This is a genomic window from Micromonospora sp. NPDC003816 (genome assembly GCF_042874705.1).
Lineage (GTDB): Bacteria > Actinomycetota > Actinomycetes > Mycobacteriales > Micromonosporaceae > Micromonospora.
The window spans coordinates 350315-370932 of sequence record NZ_JBIANP010000001.1 but is presented as its reverse complement, the minus strand read 5'-3'; the positions used below and the strand labels follow the sequence as shown (position 1 = coordinate 370932).

The following is a 20618-nucleotide window of genomic DNA, read 5'->3' as shown; positions in this document are numbered from 1 at the left end:
CCGATGCCACAGATCACCCTCGACCTGTCCCTGGAACAGACGAACATGGTCCTGGAGGCGCTCGGCCAACTGCCGTACGTCCGGGTCTACGAGCTGATCGAGACGATCGGCCGGCAGGCCGGTGCGCAGATGCAGGCCCCGTCCGTCGAGGCCGAGCAGGCCCGTCTCACCCCGGTGCGGTCGGCATGAGCCCGGAGCCGCTGCTGTTCTGGCAGCTCGACGACATCGCCCCGGGCAACGTCGTCGTCGACTACGGCAAGGGGCAGCTCGACGGCCGGCTCGAAGGGAACCCGACCGTGTCGCCGGACGACCAGTTCGGTGCGGTGCTGACCCTGGACGGGGTCGGCGACGCCGTGGTCTCGCCCGCGACCCTGCCGCCGTACACGACCTACACGATGTGCGGCTGGTTCCGGGTGCCCACCCAGACTTCGGGCATGCAGACCCTGATGGGCCGCGACCTTTACGGGGTGCACGTCAACGTGCTCGGCCGCATCATGGCCGACCTGCCGGGCACCAACGTCAGGTACTCCAGCGGCGCCGGCCTGTTCACCTACGACACCTGGCACCACCTGGCGGTGACCCGGGGCACCACGCTGCTTCGGATCCACCTCGACGGTGTGGTGGTGCTGGAGGCAAACGTCGGGGCGCCGCCGACGGTGCAGAGCAGCTTCGTGGTCGGGCGGCCACCCGGCAACGCCAGTCAGTACCAGCCGATGTCGGTGGCCGCGGTACGGCTGTACGGCACGGCCCTGAGCGCTGCCGAGGTCACCGAGCTGATGGTCGTGGACGAGTCGCCGGTGACGTCGTTCGTCCGCACCCACCCGCTCGACTTCGAGTTGGCCAACGTCGACCAGCAGCCGGTGTTGTACATCGACGACGCCGCCACCAGCCAGACGCTCACGTTGCGCGTGACCAACTCGTCCCGGCACGACATCACGCTCTGGCCGCTGAGCGGCGCGCCGTCGGTGACGAACCGGCACCTCACCCTGAGCCTGCGGCCGGGCACGATCGCCCCGGCGAGTACGGTCGGGCTGGCCGCGAGCGGGTGGGCGCTGGCCGCCAACGAGGCCCGTACGGAGCTGTATCTGCGCGGTCCGGCGAACGCGGTCGTCCCGGCCGCCGCGTCGGTCGAGTTGCCGTTGACCGGGCTGCGCGCGGACGGCACCGACGGCACCCGGGTGACCCGGGTCGAACTGGCCTATCAGCGGCTCGGCTACACCGGTGAGACCAGCGAGATCGTCGGCACCCGGCAGCAGTCGCTGGAGGTGGTGAACCACCGGGGTCGACCGGACATCCCGCTGGACGTCGCCTTCGTCGGCGGCAACCGGGTGCTCAGCGACGGGTCGGGCACCAGTTCGCTGCGGCTGCGGGTGGCCAACGTCTCCCGCCGGGTGGCGATCGCACTGGCCGGCTCCGCCACCGTCGGCAAGGAGCGGGCGTCGGCGCTGGTCCTCTCGTTCGACGTGCAGTTGGCGAACGAGACCCGGGACTGGGCGTTGACCACGGCCGGCCAGGTCGGTGCGGTGCAGGTGGCGTTGACCGGTGCCACCGGTGTGGCGTGGGACGTCGACAAGCTGATCGACGACGAGCGGGCGATGTGGACGCTGACCCCGAAGCAGGACACGACCATCGCCGCCGAGGAGTGGTTGGAGCTGGGGATCGGGCCGGTCCACGGGCTGACCACGCCGGGTCACGCGCCGGTGGTGCTGTCGTACCGCAACGTCCCCGGGTTCCAGGACGGGTTCGTCAGCGTCGACGTGGAGCGGAGCCCGCTGCTGTTCACCGGCACCCAGGTCGCGCTCGGTGCCGGGACGGCGTCGGCGAAACTGCACCTGTTCGACCGGTTCACCGATGCCAACGGTGGAAGCCTCATCGTGGGGCCGACCAACGCGCCGAACCTACGGCTCGGCTACGACCGGACGTACTCCTGGGTCCAGTCGCATTCCGGCGCACCGCTGGCGATCAACCCGATCGGCAACAACGTCGCGGTGGGCGGCACCGCCGCGCCGTTCAAACTGACCGTACGCGCCGCCACCGAGCACCTGCAGTTGCGCCGCGAGGGTCAGACCGGCGGCAACCAGATCTACCTGGAGCTGTACCAGTCGGAGACACCCGCCGACGTGACCACCTACCCGAGCATCCGGTTCCACCACGCGGGCAAGTTCTGGCACCGGCTGGAGTGCCGCCCCGACGGGTTCATGTTCAAGTGGGGACCGCCGACCAGCGACGACCTGAGTGACATCTTCGCCCGCCTGGGCGTGTTCACGTCGATGCGGGTGGACAAGGTCGCGGTCAGCGGCGGCGAGGGCCATCTCCGGGTGGAACGGCGGGACCAGGCAGCCGGTAAGCAGGTGTTCCTGGAGTTGTTCCAGGCGGATGTCCCGGCGAATCAGGGGACCTTTCCGAGCCTGAGGTTCCATCACGCGAACAAGTTCTGGCACCGGATCGAGGGCCGTCCCGAGGGCTTCCTGTTCAAGGACGGCAACACCGGCTCCGACGAGTTGCGGGACATCTTCGCCCGGACCGCGTCGTTCACCTCGCTGCGTCTCGGATCCACCGGCATCGGTGAGTCGGACCTGCGCCGGTTGCTCGATCTGGCACGGCACTTCCCGTTCTAGGTCATCGGTAGCGAAGCGGAGGAGCACGGCACGATGCCGAACGGCAAACGGACGCGGACCACGAGCAAGACCACCGACTCCAGCAAGGCACCCAAGAACACCGAACGCAAGGACGTCAAGGCCAAGAAGGCGATGACCGACGCCGCCCACAAGGCGGCCATCGCGGCGAAGATATCGGTGGAACTGCTGCAACTGGCCACCACCCTGGAGCCGGTCACCCGATCGACGCCGGCGGTGGTGGGGGCACGCGCGGACACGAACTTCTACGCCACGTTCCTGCGGTCGGGGCAGGGCGACTGCATCGTGTTCAAGACGCCCGGCGGCAAGACGGTGCTCGTCGACTGCGGCTCGACCACCCTGGACACCACGACCGGTGAGGCGCACGCGCAGCACATCTGGAACAGCCTGAACGTGCCCCGCTATCTGCTGGGCAGCAGCACGATCGACGTCATGGTCTTCACCCATCCGGACGAGGACCACTACAACTACCTGACGTCCGTGCTCGACGAGGACCGCACCGGTCGGAAGATGACGGTGGGGCGGGTCTACCACAGCGGCGACAGCCAGGACTACGTCGGCGCCATCGACTGGCTCCGGAAGCACATGGCCGACGCCACGAAGATCTTCAAGGTGGTGCACAACCTGGAGGTCGATCCGTCCGACCAGAGCGTGGTCCGCGGCGAGATCACGCTCGACGGCACCGCGGTGGTCGCCGCCACCGCCGCCGACCAGGTGGATCGTCTCGACGACAAGGGCGGTATCCGGATCATCGCGGAGCCGACCTGCACCGTCACCATCCTCGCCGGCGGGGTCGCGCACGACTACAAGACCGACAAGGACACCAAGAAGGCCAGGAACCGCGCCAGCCTGGTGCTGCTGATCGAGGCGCACGGGAAGAAGCTGCTGCTCTGCGGTGACGCCACCACCAGCACCGAGCACTACCTGATCGCAGCCGGCAAGTACGCCGCACCGACCAAGACCCGGATCACCGGGGTCGACGTGATGCACATCGCCCACCACGGCAGCAAGGTCACGTCAGGCTCGAAGGAACTGCTGGACGTGGTGAAACCCAAGACGGAGGCGATCATCAGCGCGGCCCGGGAGGGCAGCACCTCGCACCACCTGCCGGCCTGGCCCACGGTGGAGAAGTACATCGACAATTTCACGGGCCGCGTCCCTGCCACCGCCCACAAGGGATGGTGCTGGGACATGAACGTGAGCCGGTACAAGGTCCAGCAGATGGACATCCCGGTCCCGGTGTACATCACCGGGTCGCACGGCAACCTCGACATCGCCTGGACGGCCTGATCATGAATCGGCACACCCTGGAGACGCTGCTGGCCACGGTCGCCACCGGCCGGCTCGACCTGCCGCTGTCCAGCCTGGACGCGGACCACGCCACCTATCTCGGCCGTTTCCTGCCCACCGGCCGACTGACCCTGACCGACTGCGTCCGCGTCGACCAGGCCGACGCGGTCGAGGTCCACGGCACCGGCGCACCCGGCCCGTTCGCCGGGCTGGCGGTCACCGCCCGCTTCGCCCTCGCCGCGGACACGGTCACCGGGGTACGGGTCGCCGCCACCGGCGCGCCGACCTGGTCGCTCGCAGACACCTTCCCGGCGCTGGCCGGCACCCTGCTGGCCACGCTGCGCTTCACCGGACCGTTGATGACGCTGGACACGGCGGTGCTGGCACCGACCGGCGCCGACCCGACGCCCGATCCGGCCGACGCGGCGATGCGTTTCACCGGCGACCTGCGGATCACCAGCGAGATGCCCGCCATCGCGCTGCTGTTCCCAGGCACGACACACCCGGTCGTCGGCGACATCACCATGGTCACCCTCGCACCGGACGGCTACCCGCTGCCGCACCCCACGGTGCCGAGCGTCATCCTCTACGGCGCCGACGGGGAGACCCTCCCCCTCGGCCTGTTCGACGTCACCGACCTGCGGTACGAGATCTTCGGCGCCCCCGACCTCAACCTGCACACCGCCGACAGTGAGGTCGTCGCAGTGCTGGTCCTCACCGGCGCGATCGACGTCCGCACCGGTGGGCAGAGCCACCGGGTGCTGCTCTCCGCCCAGGTCGCCGGCTGGGACAACGACATCATCCTGGCCGCCGACTTCAGCGGACTGGGCGCGCTCACCCTCGACGACGTCGCCAACCTCGCCGGGTTGGACCGGTTGACCCTGCCGTTCGACATCGACCCGGACGCCGGAATCAGTCTCGGCGAGGTGGTGGTCTGCCTGGCCCACAGCGGCGGCACCTGGTCGATCAACCACATCGCGCTGACCGTCCGCGCCGAGGCGGACTGGGTCATCGTCGACGACCTGCTGGAACTGCAGGCCCTGGAGCTGACCGTACGGGTCGACCGACCGGGCCCGAGTGCGACGCCGTCGTTCCTGGTCAACGGGCTGCTCGGGATCGGTGACGAGGGCACCCTGCAACTCGTCGCCGACCCGAGGTCACGGCACCTCGGCGGCGGTCTCTACGGCGACGCGCCGCTGCGGATCCGCGAGGTCTACCAGCACTTCACCGGCGCCGATCCCGGTCACCTGCCCGACCTGGCGATCACCCGGTTCCAGGCCGACGTGAACCTGCCGGTCGGCACGACCGGCACCACGTTCGGCGGCGAGATCGTGGTGGCGGGCAACTGGTTCCTCACCGACCAGGTCGAGCTGACCAGTCTCACCTTCGACCTGGACCACGACACCACCGGTACACAGATGCAGGCGATGGCGGGTTTCGTCATCGACGACGTCACCGTCACGATGACCGCCGACTACGACCCGGCCCCCGACCGGAAGTGGGAGTTCACCGGCGAGACCGGACCCGGCCAGCTCATCCCGATCGGGCCGGCGGTGGAGTCCCTGGCCGAACGCTTCGACGGCCTCACCCTGCCGGCGCCGCTGGCCGACCTGACCATCGACAATCTCGGCGTCGACGTCTCCACCGGCACCCAGCGGGTCTTCGTCACCGGCCAGGCCCGGTTCCCGGTCGACGACACCGACGTGGCGATCACCGTCACGGTCGACACCGCGCAGCGCTCCTTCGACGGGCTGATCGCGCTCGCGGTGCCGGTCGGCGACGGCAGCACGTTCCACCCGCAGCTCGACCTGCACCTGGCCGGTGACGCCACCGCGCGGCGGCTGGCCGCCTCGTACACCCATGCCTCCACCGATCCGGTGCCGGACGTGCGTGCCCTGGTCGGTGCGGTCTCCCCGACCGCCGCCGGCTATGTGCCGCACGGCATCGTCGTCGACCCCCGGCACCTGCTCTTCGCCCTGACCCGGCCGGTCGACGGGACCGGGACGGCGTACGTCTTCGGGGTCGACCTCGCGCTCACGGTCGACCTGGCCGACCTGCCGGTGGTCGGCGAGCATCTCACCGGCGACACGACGATCGGGATGGACCTGCTCCGGGTCGTGGCGGCCACCGCCGCGCTCGGTGCCGCCGACGTCACCGCGCTGAACGCGCTGCTGCCGGCGGAGATACCCGCGCTGCCGGCAGCAGGTCTGCCGGCCGGGTTCACCGTCGACGGGACGCTGCGCCTCGGACCGTTCGGCCAGCCGGTGTCGGTGCCGGTCAGCGGGGTGAACGGGACGGCGAACCCGCCGGCCGGGCCGGTACCCGCGCCACCGAAGCAGACCGTCACCGGCGACAACACCTCCTGGCTCCCGGTGCAGCGCGCCTTCGGTCCGGTCCAGCTCGCCCGGGTCGGCGTCGCCTTCCGGCAGCACGACGGCCAGGATCCGCGCCTCGCGCTGCTGCTGGACGCGTCTGTCGCCGTCGCCGGCCTCACCCTCTCCCTGGACGGGCTCGAGGTCGGGATCTCGCTGACCGACCCGCTCTCGGTGCCGTCGTTCGGGCTGTCCGGGATGGGCCTGTCCTACGCTGCCGGCCCGGTCAGCATCACCGGCGCGTTCCTCCGGTCGGAGATCGAGTACGAGGGGGTCAGCTATCCCGCGTACGGCGGCATGGCGCAGCTGCGCACCGAGTCGCTGTCGCTGGCCGCGATCGGGGCGTACGCGCAACTGCCGGCGGGGCCGTCGGTCTTCGTCTACGCGTACCTGGACACCCCGGTCGGTGGGCCGCCGTTCTTCCACGTCCGGGGCATCGCCGCCGGATTCGGCTACCACCGGCGTCTGGTCCTGCCGCCGGTCGACGACGTGGCGTCGTTCCCGCTGGTGGCCGAGGCGACCGGAGCGGCGGCGCCGGGCACCAGCCTCGGTGCCGAGCTGCGCAGCCTCGCCACGTGGCTGCCCCCGTCGGTCGGGGACATCCTGCTCACCGCCGGGGTGCACGTCAGCTCGTTCGAGATGCTCGACTCGTTCGTGCTGGTCGCGGCGACGTTCGGACACCGCTTCGAACTGGACGTGCTCGGGTTGTCCACGCTGACCCTGCCGGCCCGCGCGCCGGGGACCGAGGCGGTCACCCCGGTCGCCGAGGTGCAGTTGGCGCTGCGGGCCAGCTTCGTACCCGACGACGGGTTCCTGGGCGTGCAGGCGCAGTTGACGCGCAACTCCTACCTGCTGTCGCGGGCCTGTCACCTCGTCGGCGGTATCGCGTTCTCGACCTGGTTCGCCGGCGAGCACTCCGGGGACTTCGTGCTGACCGCCGGTGGCTATCACCCGCACTACCCGGTGCCGGCGCACTACCCGACCGTGCCCCGGCTCGGGTTCTCCTGGCAGGTCTCGCCACAGTTGAGCATGTCCGGGTCGGCGTACTACGCGCTGACCCCGGGGGCCCTGATGGCCGGTGGCGGGCTCAGTGCCGTCTACCAGGACGGGTCGCTGCGCGCCTGGTTCGACGCCGCCATGGACTTCCTGATCTCGTGGCAGCCGTACCACTACGAGGCGTCGCTGCACGTCAGCATCGGGGCGTCGTACACGTACCACTTCTTCGGTACGCACACGATCAACGTGCACGTCGGCACCGACGTCGACCTGTGGGGCCCGGACTTCGGCGGCACCGCGACGATCGACCTGCGTGTCACGTCGATCCGCATCTCCTTCGGCGCCGACCGGGGCGGTGGCCCGACGCCGTTGTCCTGGACCGGCTTCCGGTCGACGCTGCTGCCGGCCCCGGCCGAACTGGTCAGCGTCACGCTGCGCGGCGACAGCCATCGGGCGGCGGCCGACGCCGCAGACGACGACCTGGGCGTGGTCGACCCGACCACGCTGGTGCTGAGCACCGACAGCAGCGTCCCGAGCAGCAGGGGCAGGCGCGGCACCGGCACCGCCGAGGCGGCGTTGCCGGCCGACGCGGGCAGCACCCGGTTCGGGGTCGGCCCGATGGGGGTGGCCGTCGGGAACGCGACCGCCACCCACCGGATCACCATCACCCGTGACGGCGTCCCGGCCGAGGACCAGTTCGACTACCGGCCGGTGGTCAAGCGGCTGCCGAACGCGTTGTGGGGTGGCCGGCTCACCCCGTCGCCGACCGATCCGGCACTGACGCCGGATCTGCTCACCGGGTACACCATCACACCCCGCCCGACGGTGACGCCCGAGCCGGCGTGGCTGGACCGGAGCGCGGTGCAGGCCGACACCGCCCTCTTCGAGGTCTCCGACGCGATCGGGCTGCGTGCCCCGGCGGCGGTGGCGGACCTCGACGGCAGCGACGCCGAACGCGCGAAGCTGATCGTCGGCAGCATGACGGCGCCCACCGTTGCCGCTGCCCGGGCCGGGCTGCTGACGGACCTGCTGCCCGACGCGTCGGTCGACCTGACCGGCTTCGACACCAGCCAGTTCCACGAGATCCCCCGGGTGGCCGCTCATGTCTGACAACACCGTCACGTTCGCCGCGCACCGACGCCCGGCGCTGGAGGCCGGCGACTACGCCATCACCGTGACCCAGACCGTCGCGGTCGGCTCCGCGACGGAGTCGTTCGGCACCAGCCGCCGGTTCAGCGTCGGCGGCGACCGGTTCGCCCTGCCACCGACCGCGATCCGCGCGGTCTTCCCACCCGACGGCAGCCTGGGCGACCACGGAAACGTGCTGCCGCACGTGGTGCTCGACCGGCCCTCGCTGCCCTGGGAACGCGATCCGGGCGGGGGCGGCGACGACCGTCCGCCGTGGTTGGCGCTGCTGCTCTTCGACGAGGACGAGAAGCCGCAGCCACGGACCACCACGGTGGGGGCGCTGACCCGGGAGGGCAGGCTGCCCGAGCAGGCGACCGTCCTGGAGCGACACGACTCCGCCGACGACCCGGTGACCGTGATCGACGTGCCCGCCGCTCTGCTGACCAGCCTGATGCCCGCGTACGCCGAGCTGCGGCTGCTGGCCCACGTCCGGGGTGGCACCGGGCCGGATGCCGACCCGGACGCGGCGGTGGTCGTCGGCAACCGACTGCCCGGCGACGGTACGACCAGCACGGTGCACCTGGTGTCGCTGGAGCACCGGTTCCGGGCCGACGGACTCGGTGCCCCCGGGCTCGACCTGCCGCATCCGGGCCGGGGTGGCACCGGCGGTTCCACCGTGCCGCTGGTGAGCCTGGCCAGTTGGCGGTTCGCCTGCGTCAGCGCCGACCACTCGTTTCCCGGGCTGGTGCGGGATCTGGCCTCCGACGGCGGCGACCTGCGGTTGCCCGACGTGGGCAACGCGACCGCGAACGGGTTCCTGACCCAGGGACTGGTGCCGCTGCGGCACCGGCTGCGCCAGGGTGGCCGCAGCATCGGCTGGTACCGGGGACCGTTGAGCACCGGGGCGACCGACGGAGGGCCGGTCACCCCGGCCCGCAGTGCGGACGCGTTGCTGAGGCTGCACACCGACGTCGGCATGTTCGACGTCAGCCATGCCGCGGCGTGGCAGCTCGGTCGGCTGCTCGCGCTGCGCAGCACCGACATCAGCAGCAGCCTCTACATTTGGCGGCGTCGCCGGGACATCGCCGCCAAGCAGACCGTTCCGGTCGACTACCCGCTGGCCGTGCCGGCGGCGGACACCGACATGCCGGAGGGCCTGCTCACCTGGCTGCGCAACCTCGCGCAACTGGACGGTGTGCCCCTGCCCTACCTGCTGCCCGACGAGAAGCTGCTCCCGGCGGAGAGCATCCGCTTCGTCGGTCTCGACCAACGCTGGATCCGACACCTCGTCGACGGCGCGACCAGCATCGGGCGGCTCGGTCCGGCCGACGCGCAGCGGGACGCCGACGATCCGCCGCCGCTGGAGTTCCCGACGGTGACCGGGGCGTTGATCCGGTCGGCGGTCGTGCCCGGTTACCCGGGGCTGCTCGTCGACGCGTACGCCGACCCGGCCGGCACCCGGCGGTTGACGCCCTGGCGCACCGCGCGGCTGACGCCGGACATCCTGCTCTGCCTCTTCCAGGGGGAGCTTGCCCGGCTGGACCTGCACCAACCGCCGGAGGGCCAGCACCTCGCCGTCGAGCAACTCGGCGACGGCACCATCGGCAAGACACTGCGGGCCCCGGGTGGCGTGACGGCCACCCCGACGCCGGTCGGTCCGCTGCCGCTGGGCGCGCTGCGGACCGTGCCGGTGGCCGGGTTGGGTGCGGCGATCGCCGACGCGCTCGGGGTGGCCCCCACCGAACTCGACTCGGGCGATCTGGCGCTGCAGCTCACCGAGACCGCCGAGCGGGTGACCTTCCTGACGTGAACCGGGCGGCCCCCACGTCGGCAGGGCGGCCCGGCACGCGGCCGGCGGCGCGCTGACCCCCGCGCGCCGCCGGACTGCACGGGTATCGCGAACAGCGCGGGCCGGTCAGCGCGTGGTGGCGCGGGCCGCCGTGTCGATCAGGTCGGCCACCGGCTTCGGCTGCGAGACCGTGACCGCGTGCGAGGCCGTGATCTCGACGGTGTGCGACCCGGCCCGCCTGGCCATGAACCGCATCGAGTCGGCGGGGATGGCCAGGTCCTGCGTGGTCACCATGAACCAGGACCGGATGGACTTCCACGCCGTCCGGGTGGCGGTGTCGTCGAGCGCGGCACTGGTGATCGGTCGCTGGGTGACGGCCATCAGGTCGGTGACCTTCCGTGGGACGTCGGCCGCGAACACCCGCCGGAACTGGTCCTGCCTGATGTAGAGGTCGGTGCCCGTACCGGCACCGGGGATCGACACCGGCACGGAGTCCAGGGCCGGGCCCAGTTGTCCGCCCGGGAACTTCGCGGCCAGAGCCGAGGTGCTCTCCCCCTGCTCCGGGGCGAAGCTCGCGATGTAGACCAGTGCCTTGACGTCGGTGTCGCCGTCGGCGGCCTCGCTCATCACCGATCCGCCGTAGGAGTGACCGGCCAGCACGATCGGGCCCCGCACGCTCTCCAGCACGCTGCGCAGGTGTTCGGCGTCGGTGTGCAGGCCGCGCAGCGGATTCGGGGCGGCGACCACCGGATAGCCGTCCCGTTTCAGGTGCGTGATGACGCCGTTCCAACTCGACGAGTCGGCGAACGCGCCGTGGACCAGCACCACCGTGGGCTTGACCCGGGGCCGGTGCCCCGCCACCGCCTGCGCGGAGCCGGCGACCATCGCGGCCACCGCCACACCGGCGGCGACGGCCGTCCACGGAGCGATGCGCCTGGACAGGAACGGAAGGTTGATCTTCATGGGTGGATCCTCTCGATCGGGAGCGGCCCGAGCGGGCCGGGTCTCGGGTACGGACGGAGTGGTCAGACGGAAGCGGCGGCGCGGAGGATGACGTCGGCCACCGCCTGCGGCTGCGACACCGGAAGCGCGTGCGAGGCACCGGCGACCTCCACGGCCTCCCGCGCGTTGGCGCGTTCGGCCATGAAGCGGAACACCGCGATCGGGATGGCGAGGTCCCGCTCCGGGGAGATGAACCAGGACGGGATCGTCTTCCAGGCCGGCTCGCCGGAGCCCTCGTTGAGGGCGGTGGTGTGGAACGGCCGCTGGGTGGCGGCGTCCAGGGCCGCCTGCTCCGGCGTGAGGTCCGCAGCGAAGTGCTCGTGGTAACTCTCCGGACGGACGTAGACGTCGGCGGTGCCGTCGCGCAGCGGCACCTCGTGGAGGTGTTCGCCGAGGGTGGCGCCCGGGAACTTGCCGGTCAGGTCGGGCACGTTCTCGCCCTTCTCCGGAGCCAGCGCGGCCACGTACACGAGGGCCTTGACGTTGTCGTTGCCGGTCGCGGCGTTGGAGACGACCGCACCCCCGTAGGAGTGGCCGACCAGCACGATCGGACCCTCGATCGTGGCCAGCAGGTCGGCCACCACGGCGGCGTCCCCGGAGAGGCTCCGCAACGGGTTCCCGGCCGCGATGGTGCGGTGACCCGCGGCCTGCAGCCGACTGATCACTGCCTTCCAACTGCCGGACTCGGCGAAGGCGCCGTGGACCAGGACGATGGTGGGCTTCATGAGCTGTCTCCTCGACGTGGGCGGTGACGGCACGAACGGCGCCGTCGATGGGTCCACGGTCGTCTCCCGGGCCGCTCACCGAATCAGTCATCCGCCTGCCGCCAGCAACGGTGCGGCGCGGAGGACGACCGGAAGCCGAGTCCTTTCGCCGGAATCGTCCGCTCCTGCTGGTCGCTGTCGGCCGGCGCGCCCCGTCGGGCGGTCGACGGCTGCGGGCGACTCGGTTAGGTCATTCGACCGATGCCCCGGCACCCTCCGCCGCCGGGCTACGTATGCCGCCGAACGAAGTTCACGCCACGGGTCGTCATTTTCTGTCTACATAGTCATCGACCCACACCGTTGCCGATCTCCACGAGGCCGCGAAAGGCTGACCCTGGCGCGCTCACACCACACCGCACGGAATCGATCCAGGGAGGCACCACCATGGGCCGGAGAATTCGTACTGTCGCGGGCCTGACCATGGCCGGCATCGCCGCCACGGTCGCTCTGCACGCTCAGCCCGCGCAGGCCGCCGTCGAGGTACCCCCCTCGGGGCTGAGCATCTTCGAGGGCACCTTCGCCACGCTGCTGCTGCACGTCGCCGAGCCCGACGGCACCTGCCTGGCCATGCCGCCGACCGCGGCGTCGCTCACCGGGGAACGCATCGTCGAACAGGTCAGCGCCTTCAGCGGGCCCAACTGCACCGGCCTCCAGTGGAACCTCGGCACGTTCCGGACCTTCCCCGCCGGCAAGTACCAGTCCTTCCGGGCGTACTCGTTCTGACCGCTCGCTGAGGCGCTGCCCGCCGCAGCGCTGCTGGAGTTGTGTAAGGAGGGGTCCCCTGCTAACGCCTCGTGTATAGCAGGGGACCCCTCCTTACACGTCCGGCGGCGTGTCGTCGCGCAGCTTCGCCAGGCGGCGCCGGATCGCGGCCTCCTGATCCCGGTCCGTGTCGTTGGCCAGGCTCAACGCCACCAGCCATGCCGTCCGGGCGGCGGGCCGATCATCCATCGCATAGGCGATGTCCCCCAGACCCAGATTCGCCCGGACCCTGAGCACCCGGCCGCCGACGGCCACGGCCAGTTCGTCGGCTGCGGCGAAGTCCGCCAGGGACTCGGCGTACCGCCGCTCGCGCAGATAGAGGTTCGCGCGCCGGAGGTGGCACTGGCTGCGGCGGACACCGTGGTCGAGTTGCTCGCTCATGGCCAGGGCGCGGCCGATGGTTCGAAAACTCTCCGCGCGGTCGCCGAGTTCGTACTGCGTGTCGGCGAGGCGGGACAGCACGTCCACCTGGGCCACCTGCTCGCCGAGCGATTCGGCGATACGCAGTGCCTGGTGGAGACAGCTGACGGACCGATCGTGGTCACCGACCGCGAAACTGACCTCGCCGAGGTTGCGCAGTGTCAGCGATTCCCGGGACGCGTCACCCAGCTCGACGAAGATCGCCAGAGCACGGTCGAGCAGGGTCAGTGCTGCGGCGCTGTCGCCGAGGTAGAAGCGGGCGCCGGCAAGGCTGCGCAGCATGTTCGCCGTACCTGCCGAGTCGCCGGCGCCCTCCGCCGCGTCCAGGCATTCGCGCACCACGGTCGCCCACTCCTGCCACCAACCGTCGCGCTGGTAGAAGCCCTGCACCGTGAGCTCCAACTGCCAGGCGTCGTACACCCGACCGCTGTCGTTGGCCTGGCGCATGACGGCTTTCAGCACGTCCCGTTCGGCGGCGAACCATTCGACGGCCTCCCGGGCGTCCGTCGGGTTCTCGTCGACGACCCCGTCGTACGCGGCGGGCGATTCGGCATCGATCTCGGGATTGATGTGGCGGTTGGCCGCGTGGGCGGCACGCCGGTAGTACCGGAGCAGCCGATCCGCCGCCGCGTCACGCTCCGCGCCGGAGTCGGCGCCGGCCAGCAGCTCCCGCGCGTACGCGGCGATCAGATCGTGGGCGCCGTACCGGCCGGACCGGCGTTCCGTGACGAGTCTGCTCCGCGCCAGTTCCTCGACCACGTCGGCGGCATCCTGCACGGCCAGGCCGGCGAGGCTCGCCGCGGCGGGCAGGGTGACGTCCGGGCCCGGATGCAGGGCCAGCAGACGGAACAGGCGTGCGGCGGACGGGCTGAGGCCACGGTAGGACCAGGAGAAGATGGCCCGTAGGTCGCTGTCGGAATCCTCGATGCCGAACGCGTCGAGGCCGCCCTGGGCGTCGCGCAGTTCGGCCGCGACGGCCGACAGCCGCTGTTCGGGATGGGCCAGAGCCCGGGCGGCCACCACGGCCAGTGCCAGGGGAAGCCCCGCGCACCGGTCGACGATCTCGTCCAACGCCTTCCGGTCCGCCAGGGCATGCGTAGACCCGACCCGCGAGACCACGAGCTCACGCGCCTCGTCGTCCGGCAGGACGTCGAGCGCGAGCACGTGCGCCCCGTGTGTCGCGGCGAGACCGGCCAGGCAGTAGCGGCTGGTGACCAGGACGAGGCTTCCCGGAGCACCGGGGAGCAGAGGCCGGACCTGGTCGGCGTCGCGGACGTTGTCCAGCACGATCAGCACCCGACGCTCCGCCAGGACACTGCGGTAGAGCCCGGACCGGGCCAGGTCGCTGGTCGGGATGTCCGGGCCACGGACGCCGAGCGCGTGCAGGAATGCCTGGAGCACCTCTCCCGGGGGCAACGCGGCGTCCGGGTCCAGCCCCCTGAGGTCGGCGTAGAGCTGACCGTCCGGGAACTCGTCGGCCAACCGGTACCCGAGGTGGGTCGCCAGGCTGGTCTTGCCGACGCCGGGGATGCCCTCGATGACGACGATGCGCAGAGCTCCGGCGGCGGTGCGGCCGTGGATGAGCGCGAGCGCCCGGCGCAGGCTGTCCTGGCGTCCGGTGAAGTGGGGAAGGTCCGGCGGTAGCTGGGCCGGACTGACGAGGAAGCCGCCCCCTGACGGGCTCTCGTCGGGCCGCCGACCCGGCGCCATCTCGGGGGCGCCGTGCCGCAGGACCGTCCGGTACGCCTCCTGGAGTTCGCGGCCCGGATCGATCCCGAGATCGTCGGAGAGCCGGCTCCGGAGTTCCTGGTACAGGGCGATCGCTTCGGCCTGCTGCCCGGCTGCGGACAGCGTGAGCAGCAACCTGGCCTGGACGGCTTCGTCCAGCGGACGCTGCGCGGCGACGCGCCGCAGCATCGGTAGCACCAGCCGGGCCGTTCCCGCACGCAGTGCCAGGTCGGTGGCCTCGCCCACCAGGTCGGCGTACTCGTCGTCCACCGACTCGAAGTCGGCGACCGGACGACCGAGCAGGTCCGGAGCGCCGCCGCACGGCCCGCGCGAGAGTTCCAGTGCCTGTACGTAGGTCGTCAGCGCCTGAGCGGGGTCGTCGGTTTCCCGCGCCCGACGCACCAGGTCGCGGAAGCGCAGCAGGTCCAGCCCGTGCGCGTCGACCATCATGCGGTAGCCGGCCGCGTCGCTCGCCAGCCACCGTCCGGGTGTCCGAGGGCGCAGGTCGGGTTCGAACAGCCGCCGCAGGGAGCCCAGGTGAAGGTGGACGATGTTCACCGCGCTACGGGGTGGGCGTTCGTCCCACAACAGCGTGACGAAGTCCGTGATGCCGACCGGCCGGCCGGCGCGGGCCAGGAGCAGCGCGAGGATCAGACGCTGCTGGCGTGATCCCGGGTCGACCTCGCGTTCGCCGCGCCACACCTGCACCGGGCCCAGCACGGCGAAGCGTACGGGTGGACCGTCGTCCGGATTTCCGGCACCCATCAGCATCGCGGGCGGTCTATGATCACGCCTCTCAGCTTAGGTCCGTCGGCAAGGCGACTGAACCCTGACCGCCCGCGATCGTCGTTCCGGGTGTGACGTCATCGCATGAGCTGTTGGTCGGGCGCGAGGTGGAGCTGGCGTGCATCGGCCACTTCCTGCAATCGGTACGGCGCGACGGGGATGTCCGGTTGGTGCGCGGCGAGCCCGGTGTCGGCAAGTCGGCGTTGTTGGACGCGGCGGCGGACCTGGGCGAGGCCGCCGGCTTTCAGGTGTTGCGGGCGTCCGGCTCGGAGTTCGAGGCGGACGTCAGCTACTCCTCGCTCAACCAGCTACTGCTGCCGCTGTACGCCGAGATTCGACGGCTGCCCCCGGCACTGCGCGACGCGCTCACCGTCGCGCTCGGTTTCGGCTCCGGCCCGACGCCTGCGGCACTGCTGGTCTGCAACGCCGCCCGGTCTCTGCTCACCACCGTCGCCAAGAAGGCGCCCGTCCTGCTGATCGTGGACGACGTGCAGTGGGTCGACCGGTCCAGCGCCGTCGCGCTCGGCTTCATCGCCCGGCGGGTGGCGAGGTCACCGGTCGGCGTGATCGCCGCCTTCCGGACCGGCACCGAGAGCTTCCTCGACCGTCGTGGCCTCACCGAGGTCACCGTCGAGCCGCTGAGTACCGAAGCCTCCGCCAGGCTGGTGGACTCGCACTTCCCCACCATGACGTCGCCCACCCGGCGACGCCTGCTCGACCTCGCCCGGGGCAATCCGCTGGCCCTGGTCGAGCTACCGGCCACCCTGGCCGGCGCGGCACATCCCTCGGCCTTCGCCGACGTCGTACCGCTCAGCGACCGGCTTCAGGCCGGCTTCGCCAACCGCATCGCCGGTCTGCCCGAGCCCAGCCGGCTGCTGCTGTTGCTCGCCACGTTCGAGGGCAGCGGCGACGTCCGCACCCTGCGCGGCATGACCGACCTGACCCATCTGGCACCGGCCGAACGACACCAGTTGGTACGGGTCGACGACGCGACCGGGCGCATCACCTTCCGGCATCCCCTCATCCAGTCGGCGATCGTGGCGTCCTCCACGCACGAGGAGCGGTGCCGGGCTCACCTGGCCATCGCCGAGGCGTTGCCGGACGATCCGGAACGTCGGAGCTGGCATCTGGCCGCCGCCACCGCCGGTCCGGACGAGGCGGTGGCGGCAGAACTGGAGCAGGCATCCCATCGCGTCATGCAGCGGGGCGACTCGCTGGCTGCCATCGCCGCCCTGATGCGTGCGGCCGAACTGAGCGCCACTCCGCAGAGCACCGCACGGCGACTGGCGCAGGCGGCGTACATCGGTGCGGAGGCCGGCGGTTCCGGCGATGCGACCACCCTGCTCGCCCGGTCGCGGGAGATGAGCGTCGGCTCGGCCGGTGCGCTGCACGCCGCCGGCGCTGCGGCCCTGCTGATGATCAATGGTGACGGCGACGTGCACACCGCACACCGTCTGCTCGCCGGCGCGATCGAGACGGGCGAGCACGGCTGGCGCGCGGACGATCCGGCGCTCGACGAGGCCATGCACACGCTGCTGTTGCTGTCCTGGTATGCCGGCAGTCCCGACCACTGGGCCGTCTTCCATCGACTTCTCGGGATGTTCACGCCGGGTCCGAGCGACCTCCTCTCGGTGATGAGCAGGACCTTCCCCGATCCGGTGCGCACCGGTGCCGCGGCGGTGGCGGACCTGGAGGCGCTGATCGCGTCGTTGCCCGAGGAGGAGGATCTGACCCGGGCCATGCGGATCGGCACCGCCTCGGTCTATCTGGACCGGTTGGGCGAGAACCGCGAGTACTCGTGGCGACTCGTGCGGCAGGGACGGGAAGGCGGGGCACCACGGCGGCAGTTGGCCGCGATGATGCACCTCTGTCTGGACGGGTTCCTCACCGGCCGGTGGGACGAGACCGAGGAGTTGGCCGTCGAGGCGCAGCAGGTCTGCGGTGACAGCGGTCTGGGGTTCCTGAAGTGGTACTTCCTGTACAACCGCGCGATCGTCGCGGCCGGTCGGGGCCGGTCCGGCGAGGCTTTCGAGCTGGCCGACGAGATCACCCACTGGGCGCTACCGCGCGGGGTGGCGGGAGCGGCTGCCATCGCCCATCACCCGCGTGCGCTGGCCGCCGCCGCACAGGGCGACTTCGAGTCCGCGTACCGGCATGCCGCCGCTTCCAGTCCTCCCGGTGTCCTCGCCCCGTACGTGCCGAACTGCACGTATGTGATGTTCGACCTGGTGGAGGCCGCCGTCCGGACCGGGCGTGCCGCCGAGGCCCGGGCGCACGCCGAGGCCATGCGCGAGGCGGACGTGGCCGCCCTGTCGACCCGTATGCGGCTGCTGCAGCACGGCGTCGACGCGCTCGTGAGCGACGGCGACGACGCCGCCGCCCGGCTCGCGCAGACCCTGGACGATCCGGCTTCCGAGCGCTGGCTGTACGAGGCGTCGCGGATCCGGCTCGCCTACGCCGAGAAGCTGCGTCGTCATCGGGATCCGTCGGCAGCCCGCCATCATCTCCTCGCGGCCCGCGACGGTTTCGCCGCGATGGGCGCCGAGCCGTGGCTGGCCCGTACCGCAGCCGAGCTGCGCGCCACCGGCTACCGACCGGTCGTCGCCGAGGATCCGGCCACCGGTCTCGGCGGTCTGACCAGTCAGGAGCTGGAGATCGCCGGACTGGCCGCCAGCGGCCTCACCAACAAGCAGATCGCCGAGCGCCTCTATATCTCCCACCGCACGGTCGGCGCCCATCTCTATCGCATCTTCCCGAAGCTCGGCGTGTCGGCGCGTGCCGGACTACGTGACGCCCTTTCAGCGCAGTTTCCGAAATAGTGGAATGGTCAACTGAATGGCAATAAAGTAGAAATTAAGAGGCGCCTCGTACGCTTTCCCCGACGCGCTGGAACTGGACGGGGAATTCGATGTCGACAGTCACCGCCACCGAGGATCTCATGCGGGACCTGCACCGCGACAACGGTGGCGCGCTGCTGCACTACCTGCGGAGGCTGACCCCACCGGGGTCCCTCTGCACCGCCGAGGACCTGCTGCAGGAGACGATGCTCCGGGCCTGGCGCAGTCTGGACCAGATGCCGCCGGGCCCGGAGCCGCAACGGCGCTGGCTGTTCACCGTCGCGCGGCGTCTCGCGATCGACGCGTACCGCACACGGCAGAGACGGCCCGTCGAGGTCGGCATCGTCGAGGCGGACCTCGCGCACTCGGTCAACGCGGCGGAGACGGCGATCGCGTCACTCACGTTGCGACGCGCCGTCGGCGAACTCGGCGCCACCCACCGGTCCGTCCTGGTGGAACTGTACGTGCATGGCCATTCCGTCGACGAGGCTGCCGCCGCGCTCGGCATTCCCGCCGGTACGGTCAAATCGCGCGCCCATTATGCGGTACGACATCTGCGCGATTCGCTGATGAACACCTGAGGGTCGTTCACCGCCGGGAGGGGCTGATTCCTTCCAGGGCGAGTCGCACCAACCGCTCCGCCTCGGTCGCGCTTGTGGATTCCGCTGCCAGTGCGATCGCCTTGACGAGGGTCACCAGGTCGATCATCTCGACGTCCGCGCGCACGGTCCCCTCCTCGGCGGCGCGACGCCGCAGCGGTTCGCCGGCCGCCACGAGCATCGCGGAGCAGGACTCGCTCTCCTGTGGCGCCCTGAGCAGGGAGGTGACCAGGCCGCGGGTGGTCGTGCTGTAGACCGCCAGCTCGCACAGCCAGGTCGTCAGTGCCTCGCGGGCGTCCGGCCCGGTCGACAGGTCGCCGGCGCGGGCACAGAGCGCCTCGACGCGGTCGTGGAAGACCGCCTCCAGCAGCGCCCAGCGGGACGGGAAGTGCCGGTGCAGGGTCGCCGAGCCCACGCCGGCGGCTCGGGCGATCTCCTCCAGCGACGCGTACGCGCCGTCCCGGGCGACCGCCTCGCTGGCCGCCGTGACGATCAGCGCGCGGTTGCGTTGTGCGTCAGCTCTCATCGCCTGCCGTTTGGATAAGTGGGGTGTGCCCCCATATCGTAGCCGACATGAAGTGGGGTGCCACCCCACTTGTTCCGAGGAGGAGACATGGCCGTCCTTGTCATCGGTGCCACCGGCAAGCAGGGCGGCGCCACCGCCCGGGCCCTGCTCGACCGGGGCGTCGCGGTACGCGCCCTGGTCCGCGACACCACCGCCGCCACCGCACTCGCCCTCCGCGAACGCGGCGCCGAACTGGTCCGGGGCAACCTGGACGACCCCGCCTCGCTCCTCGCCGCAGCACGCGGAGTGGACGGCGTCTTCTCCATCCCCTTCCCGGATCTCACCGATCTGCAGGGCGATGCCGAACTGCGCCGGGGGCGGCACCTCGTCGAGGCCGCACGCAGGGCCGGGGTGCCGCAGTTCGTCCACAGCAGCGTCGCCGGTGCCGGTGACTTCCACCGCAACCAGCCGGGCTGGGCCGAGGGCCGCTGGGACCGGCACTACTGGGAGAGCAAGGCGGAGATCGACGAACTGGTCCGCACCGGCGGGTTCGCCCGCTGGACCGTCCTCAAGCCCGCGACCTTCATGGAGAACCTGCTGGAGAAGTCCTTCCTGTTCGGCGACTGGTCCAGCGGCACCATCGTCACCGGCTTCGCCGAGGACACCCGCATCGCCTGGATCGCCGTCGACGACATCGGTGCCGCCGCAGCGACCGCCTTCACCGGACCGGGCACGCTCGACGGCAAGGAGGTGGAACTCGCCGGCGACATGCGCACCATGACCGAGGTCGCCGCGATCCTCAGCGAGGTGACCGGCCGGACCGTCACCGCGCCGGTCCTCACCCCGCAGGAGGCGGTGACGCGCGGCCTGCCACCATTCATGATCAGGACTGTCGAGCAGATCAACGAGAACGGCACCCCCGCCCGACCGGAGATCGCCCAGGCACTCGGCCTGCCCACCACCGACTTCCGCACCTGGGCCCGTCGCACCTTCGCCTGACCGCT

The 20618-nt window shown here is 71.2% G+C and carries 13 protein-coding genes; 9 read left to right on the top strand and 4 right to left on the bottom strand.

Features of this window, described 5'->3' with window-relative positions; genetic code table 11:
• Positions 1-3 precede the first annotated feature (3 nt).
• The 5 genes from ACFYTT_RS01545 to ACFYTT_RS01525 are packed head-to-tail and all read left to right on the top strand — an operon-like array spanning position 4 to position 10232.
• Positions 4-189, top strand: a complete 186-nt coding sequence (locus ACFYTT_RS01545; RefSeq protein WP_387257048.1) for a hypothetical protein — start codon at positions 4-6, stop codon at positions 187-189.
• Positions 186-2618, top strand: coding sequence for a LamG domain-containing protein (locus ACFYTT_RS01540; protein WP_387257045.1), 2433 nt, complete (start codon positions 186-188; stop codon positions 2616-2618). Before ACFYTT_RS01545 ends, ACFYTT_RS01540 begins: the two co-directional genes overlap by 4 nt.
• A 33-nt stretch (positions 2619-2651) precedes the next feature.
• The gene (locus ACFYTT_RS01535) at positions 2652-3926 is read left to right on the top strand and encodes a ComEC/Rec2 family competence protein (protein WP_387257042.1); all 1275 of its coding nucleotides are present in this window, start codon (positions 2652-2654) and stop codon (positions 3924-3926) included.
• Positions 3927-3928: 2 nt separating this feature from the next.
• Positions 3929-8404 carry a DUF6603 domain-containing protein gene (locus tag ACFYTT_RS01530; protein ID WP_387257040.1) on the top strand — a complete coding sequence of 1492 codons (4476 nt, stop codon included), beginning with the start codon at positions 3929-3931 and terminating at the stop codon, positions 8402-8404.
• The gene (locus ACFYTT_RS01525) at positions 8397-10232 is read left to right on the top strand and encodes a hypothetical protein (RefSeq protein WP_387257038.1); all 1836 of its coding nucleotides are present in this window, start codon (positions 8397-8399) and stop codon (positions 10230-10232) included. Before ACFYTT_RS01530 ends, ACFYTT_RS01525 begins: the two co-directional genes overlap by 8 nt.
• A gap of 105 nt (positions 10233-10337) precedes the next feature.
• Here the strand turns inward: ACFYTT_RS01525 and ACFYTT_RS01520 are convergent, their stop codons facing one another.
• Positions 10338-11174, bottom strand: coding sequence for an alpha/beta fold hydrolase (locus ACFYTT_RS01520; RefSeq protein ID WP_387257036.1), 837 nt, complete (start codon positions 11172-11174; stop codon positions 10338-10340).
• Between the two features lie 62 nt (positions 11175-11236).
• Positions 11237-11938: an alpha/beta fold hydrolase gene (locus ACFYTT_RS01515; protein ID WP_131053149.1), complete on the bottom strand. Its 702-nt coding sequence runs from the start codon at positions 11936-11938 to the stop codon at positions 11237-11239.
• Between the two features lie 459 nt (positions 11939-12397).
• Between ACFYTT_RS01515 and ACFYTT_RS01510 the strand changes: the two genes are divergently transcribed.
• Positions 12398-12700, top strand: coding sequence for a hypothetical protein (locus tag ACFYTT_RS01510; RefSeq protein ID WP_176093602.1), 303 nt, complete (start codon positions 12398-12400; stop codon positions 12698-12700).
• Positions 12701-12793: 93 nt separating this feature from the next.
• Here ACFYTT_RS01510 and ACFYTT_RS01505 read toward each other — a convergent pair whose 3' ends face one another.
• On the bottom strand, positions 12794-15658 hold the full coding sequence (locus ACFYTT_RS01505; RefSeq protein WP_387257032.1) for a BTAD domain-containing putative transcriptional regulator: 2865 nt from the start codon (positions 15656-15658) through the stop codon (positions 12794-12796).
• An 86-nt stretch (positions 15659-15744) separates the two neighbouring features.
• On the opposite strand from ACFYTT_RS01505, the gene ACFYTT_RS01500 reads away from it, so the two are divergent.
• Together ACFYTT_RS01500 and ACFYTT_RS01495 are read left to right on the top strand one after the other, a co-directional pair.
• Positions 15745-18492 carry an ATP-binding protein gene (locus tag ACFYTT_RS01500; RefSeq protein ID WP_387257030.1) on the top strand — a complete coding sequence of 916 codons (2748 nt, stop codon included), beginning with the start codon at positions 15745-15747 and terminating at the stop codon, positions 18490-18492.
• 119 nt (positions 18493-18611) lie between these two features.
• Positions 18612-19091: a sigma-70 family RNA polymerase sigma factor gene (locus ACFYTT_RS01495; protein WP_387257027.1), complete on the top strand. Its 480-nt coding sequence runs from the start codon at positions 18612-18614 to the stop codon at positions 19089-19091.
• A 7-nt stretch (positions 19092-19098) separates the two neighbouring features.
• On the opposite strand, the gene ACFYTT_RS01490 is transcribed toward ACFYTT_RS01495, so the two are convergent.
• The gene (locus ACFYTT_RS01490; protein ID WP_131053144.1) at positions 19099-19635 is read right to left on the bottom strand and encodes a TetR/AcrR family transcriptional regulator; all 537 of its coding nucleotides are present in this window, start codon (positions 19633-19635) and stop codon (positions 19099-19101) included.
• 87 nt (positions 19636-19722) lie between these two features.
• Between ACFYTT_RS01490 and ACFYTT_RS01485 the strand changes: the two genes are divergently transcribed.
• The gene (locus ACFYTT_RS01485; RefSeq protein WP_387257024.1) at positions 19723-20613 is read left to right on the top strand and encodes an NmrA/HSCARG family protein; all 891 of its coding nucleotides are present in this window, start codon (positions 19723-19725) and stop codon (positions 20611-20613) included.
• Positions 20614-20618: the final 5 nt, after the last annotated feature.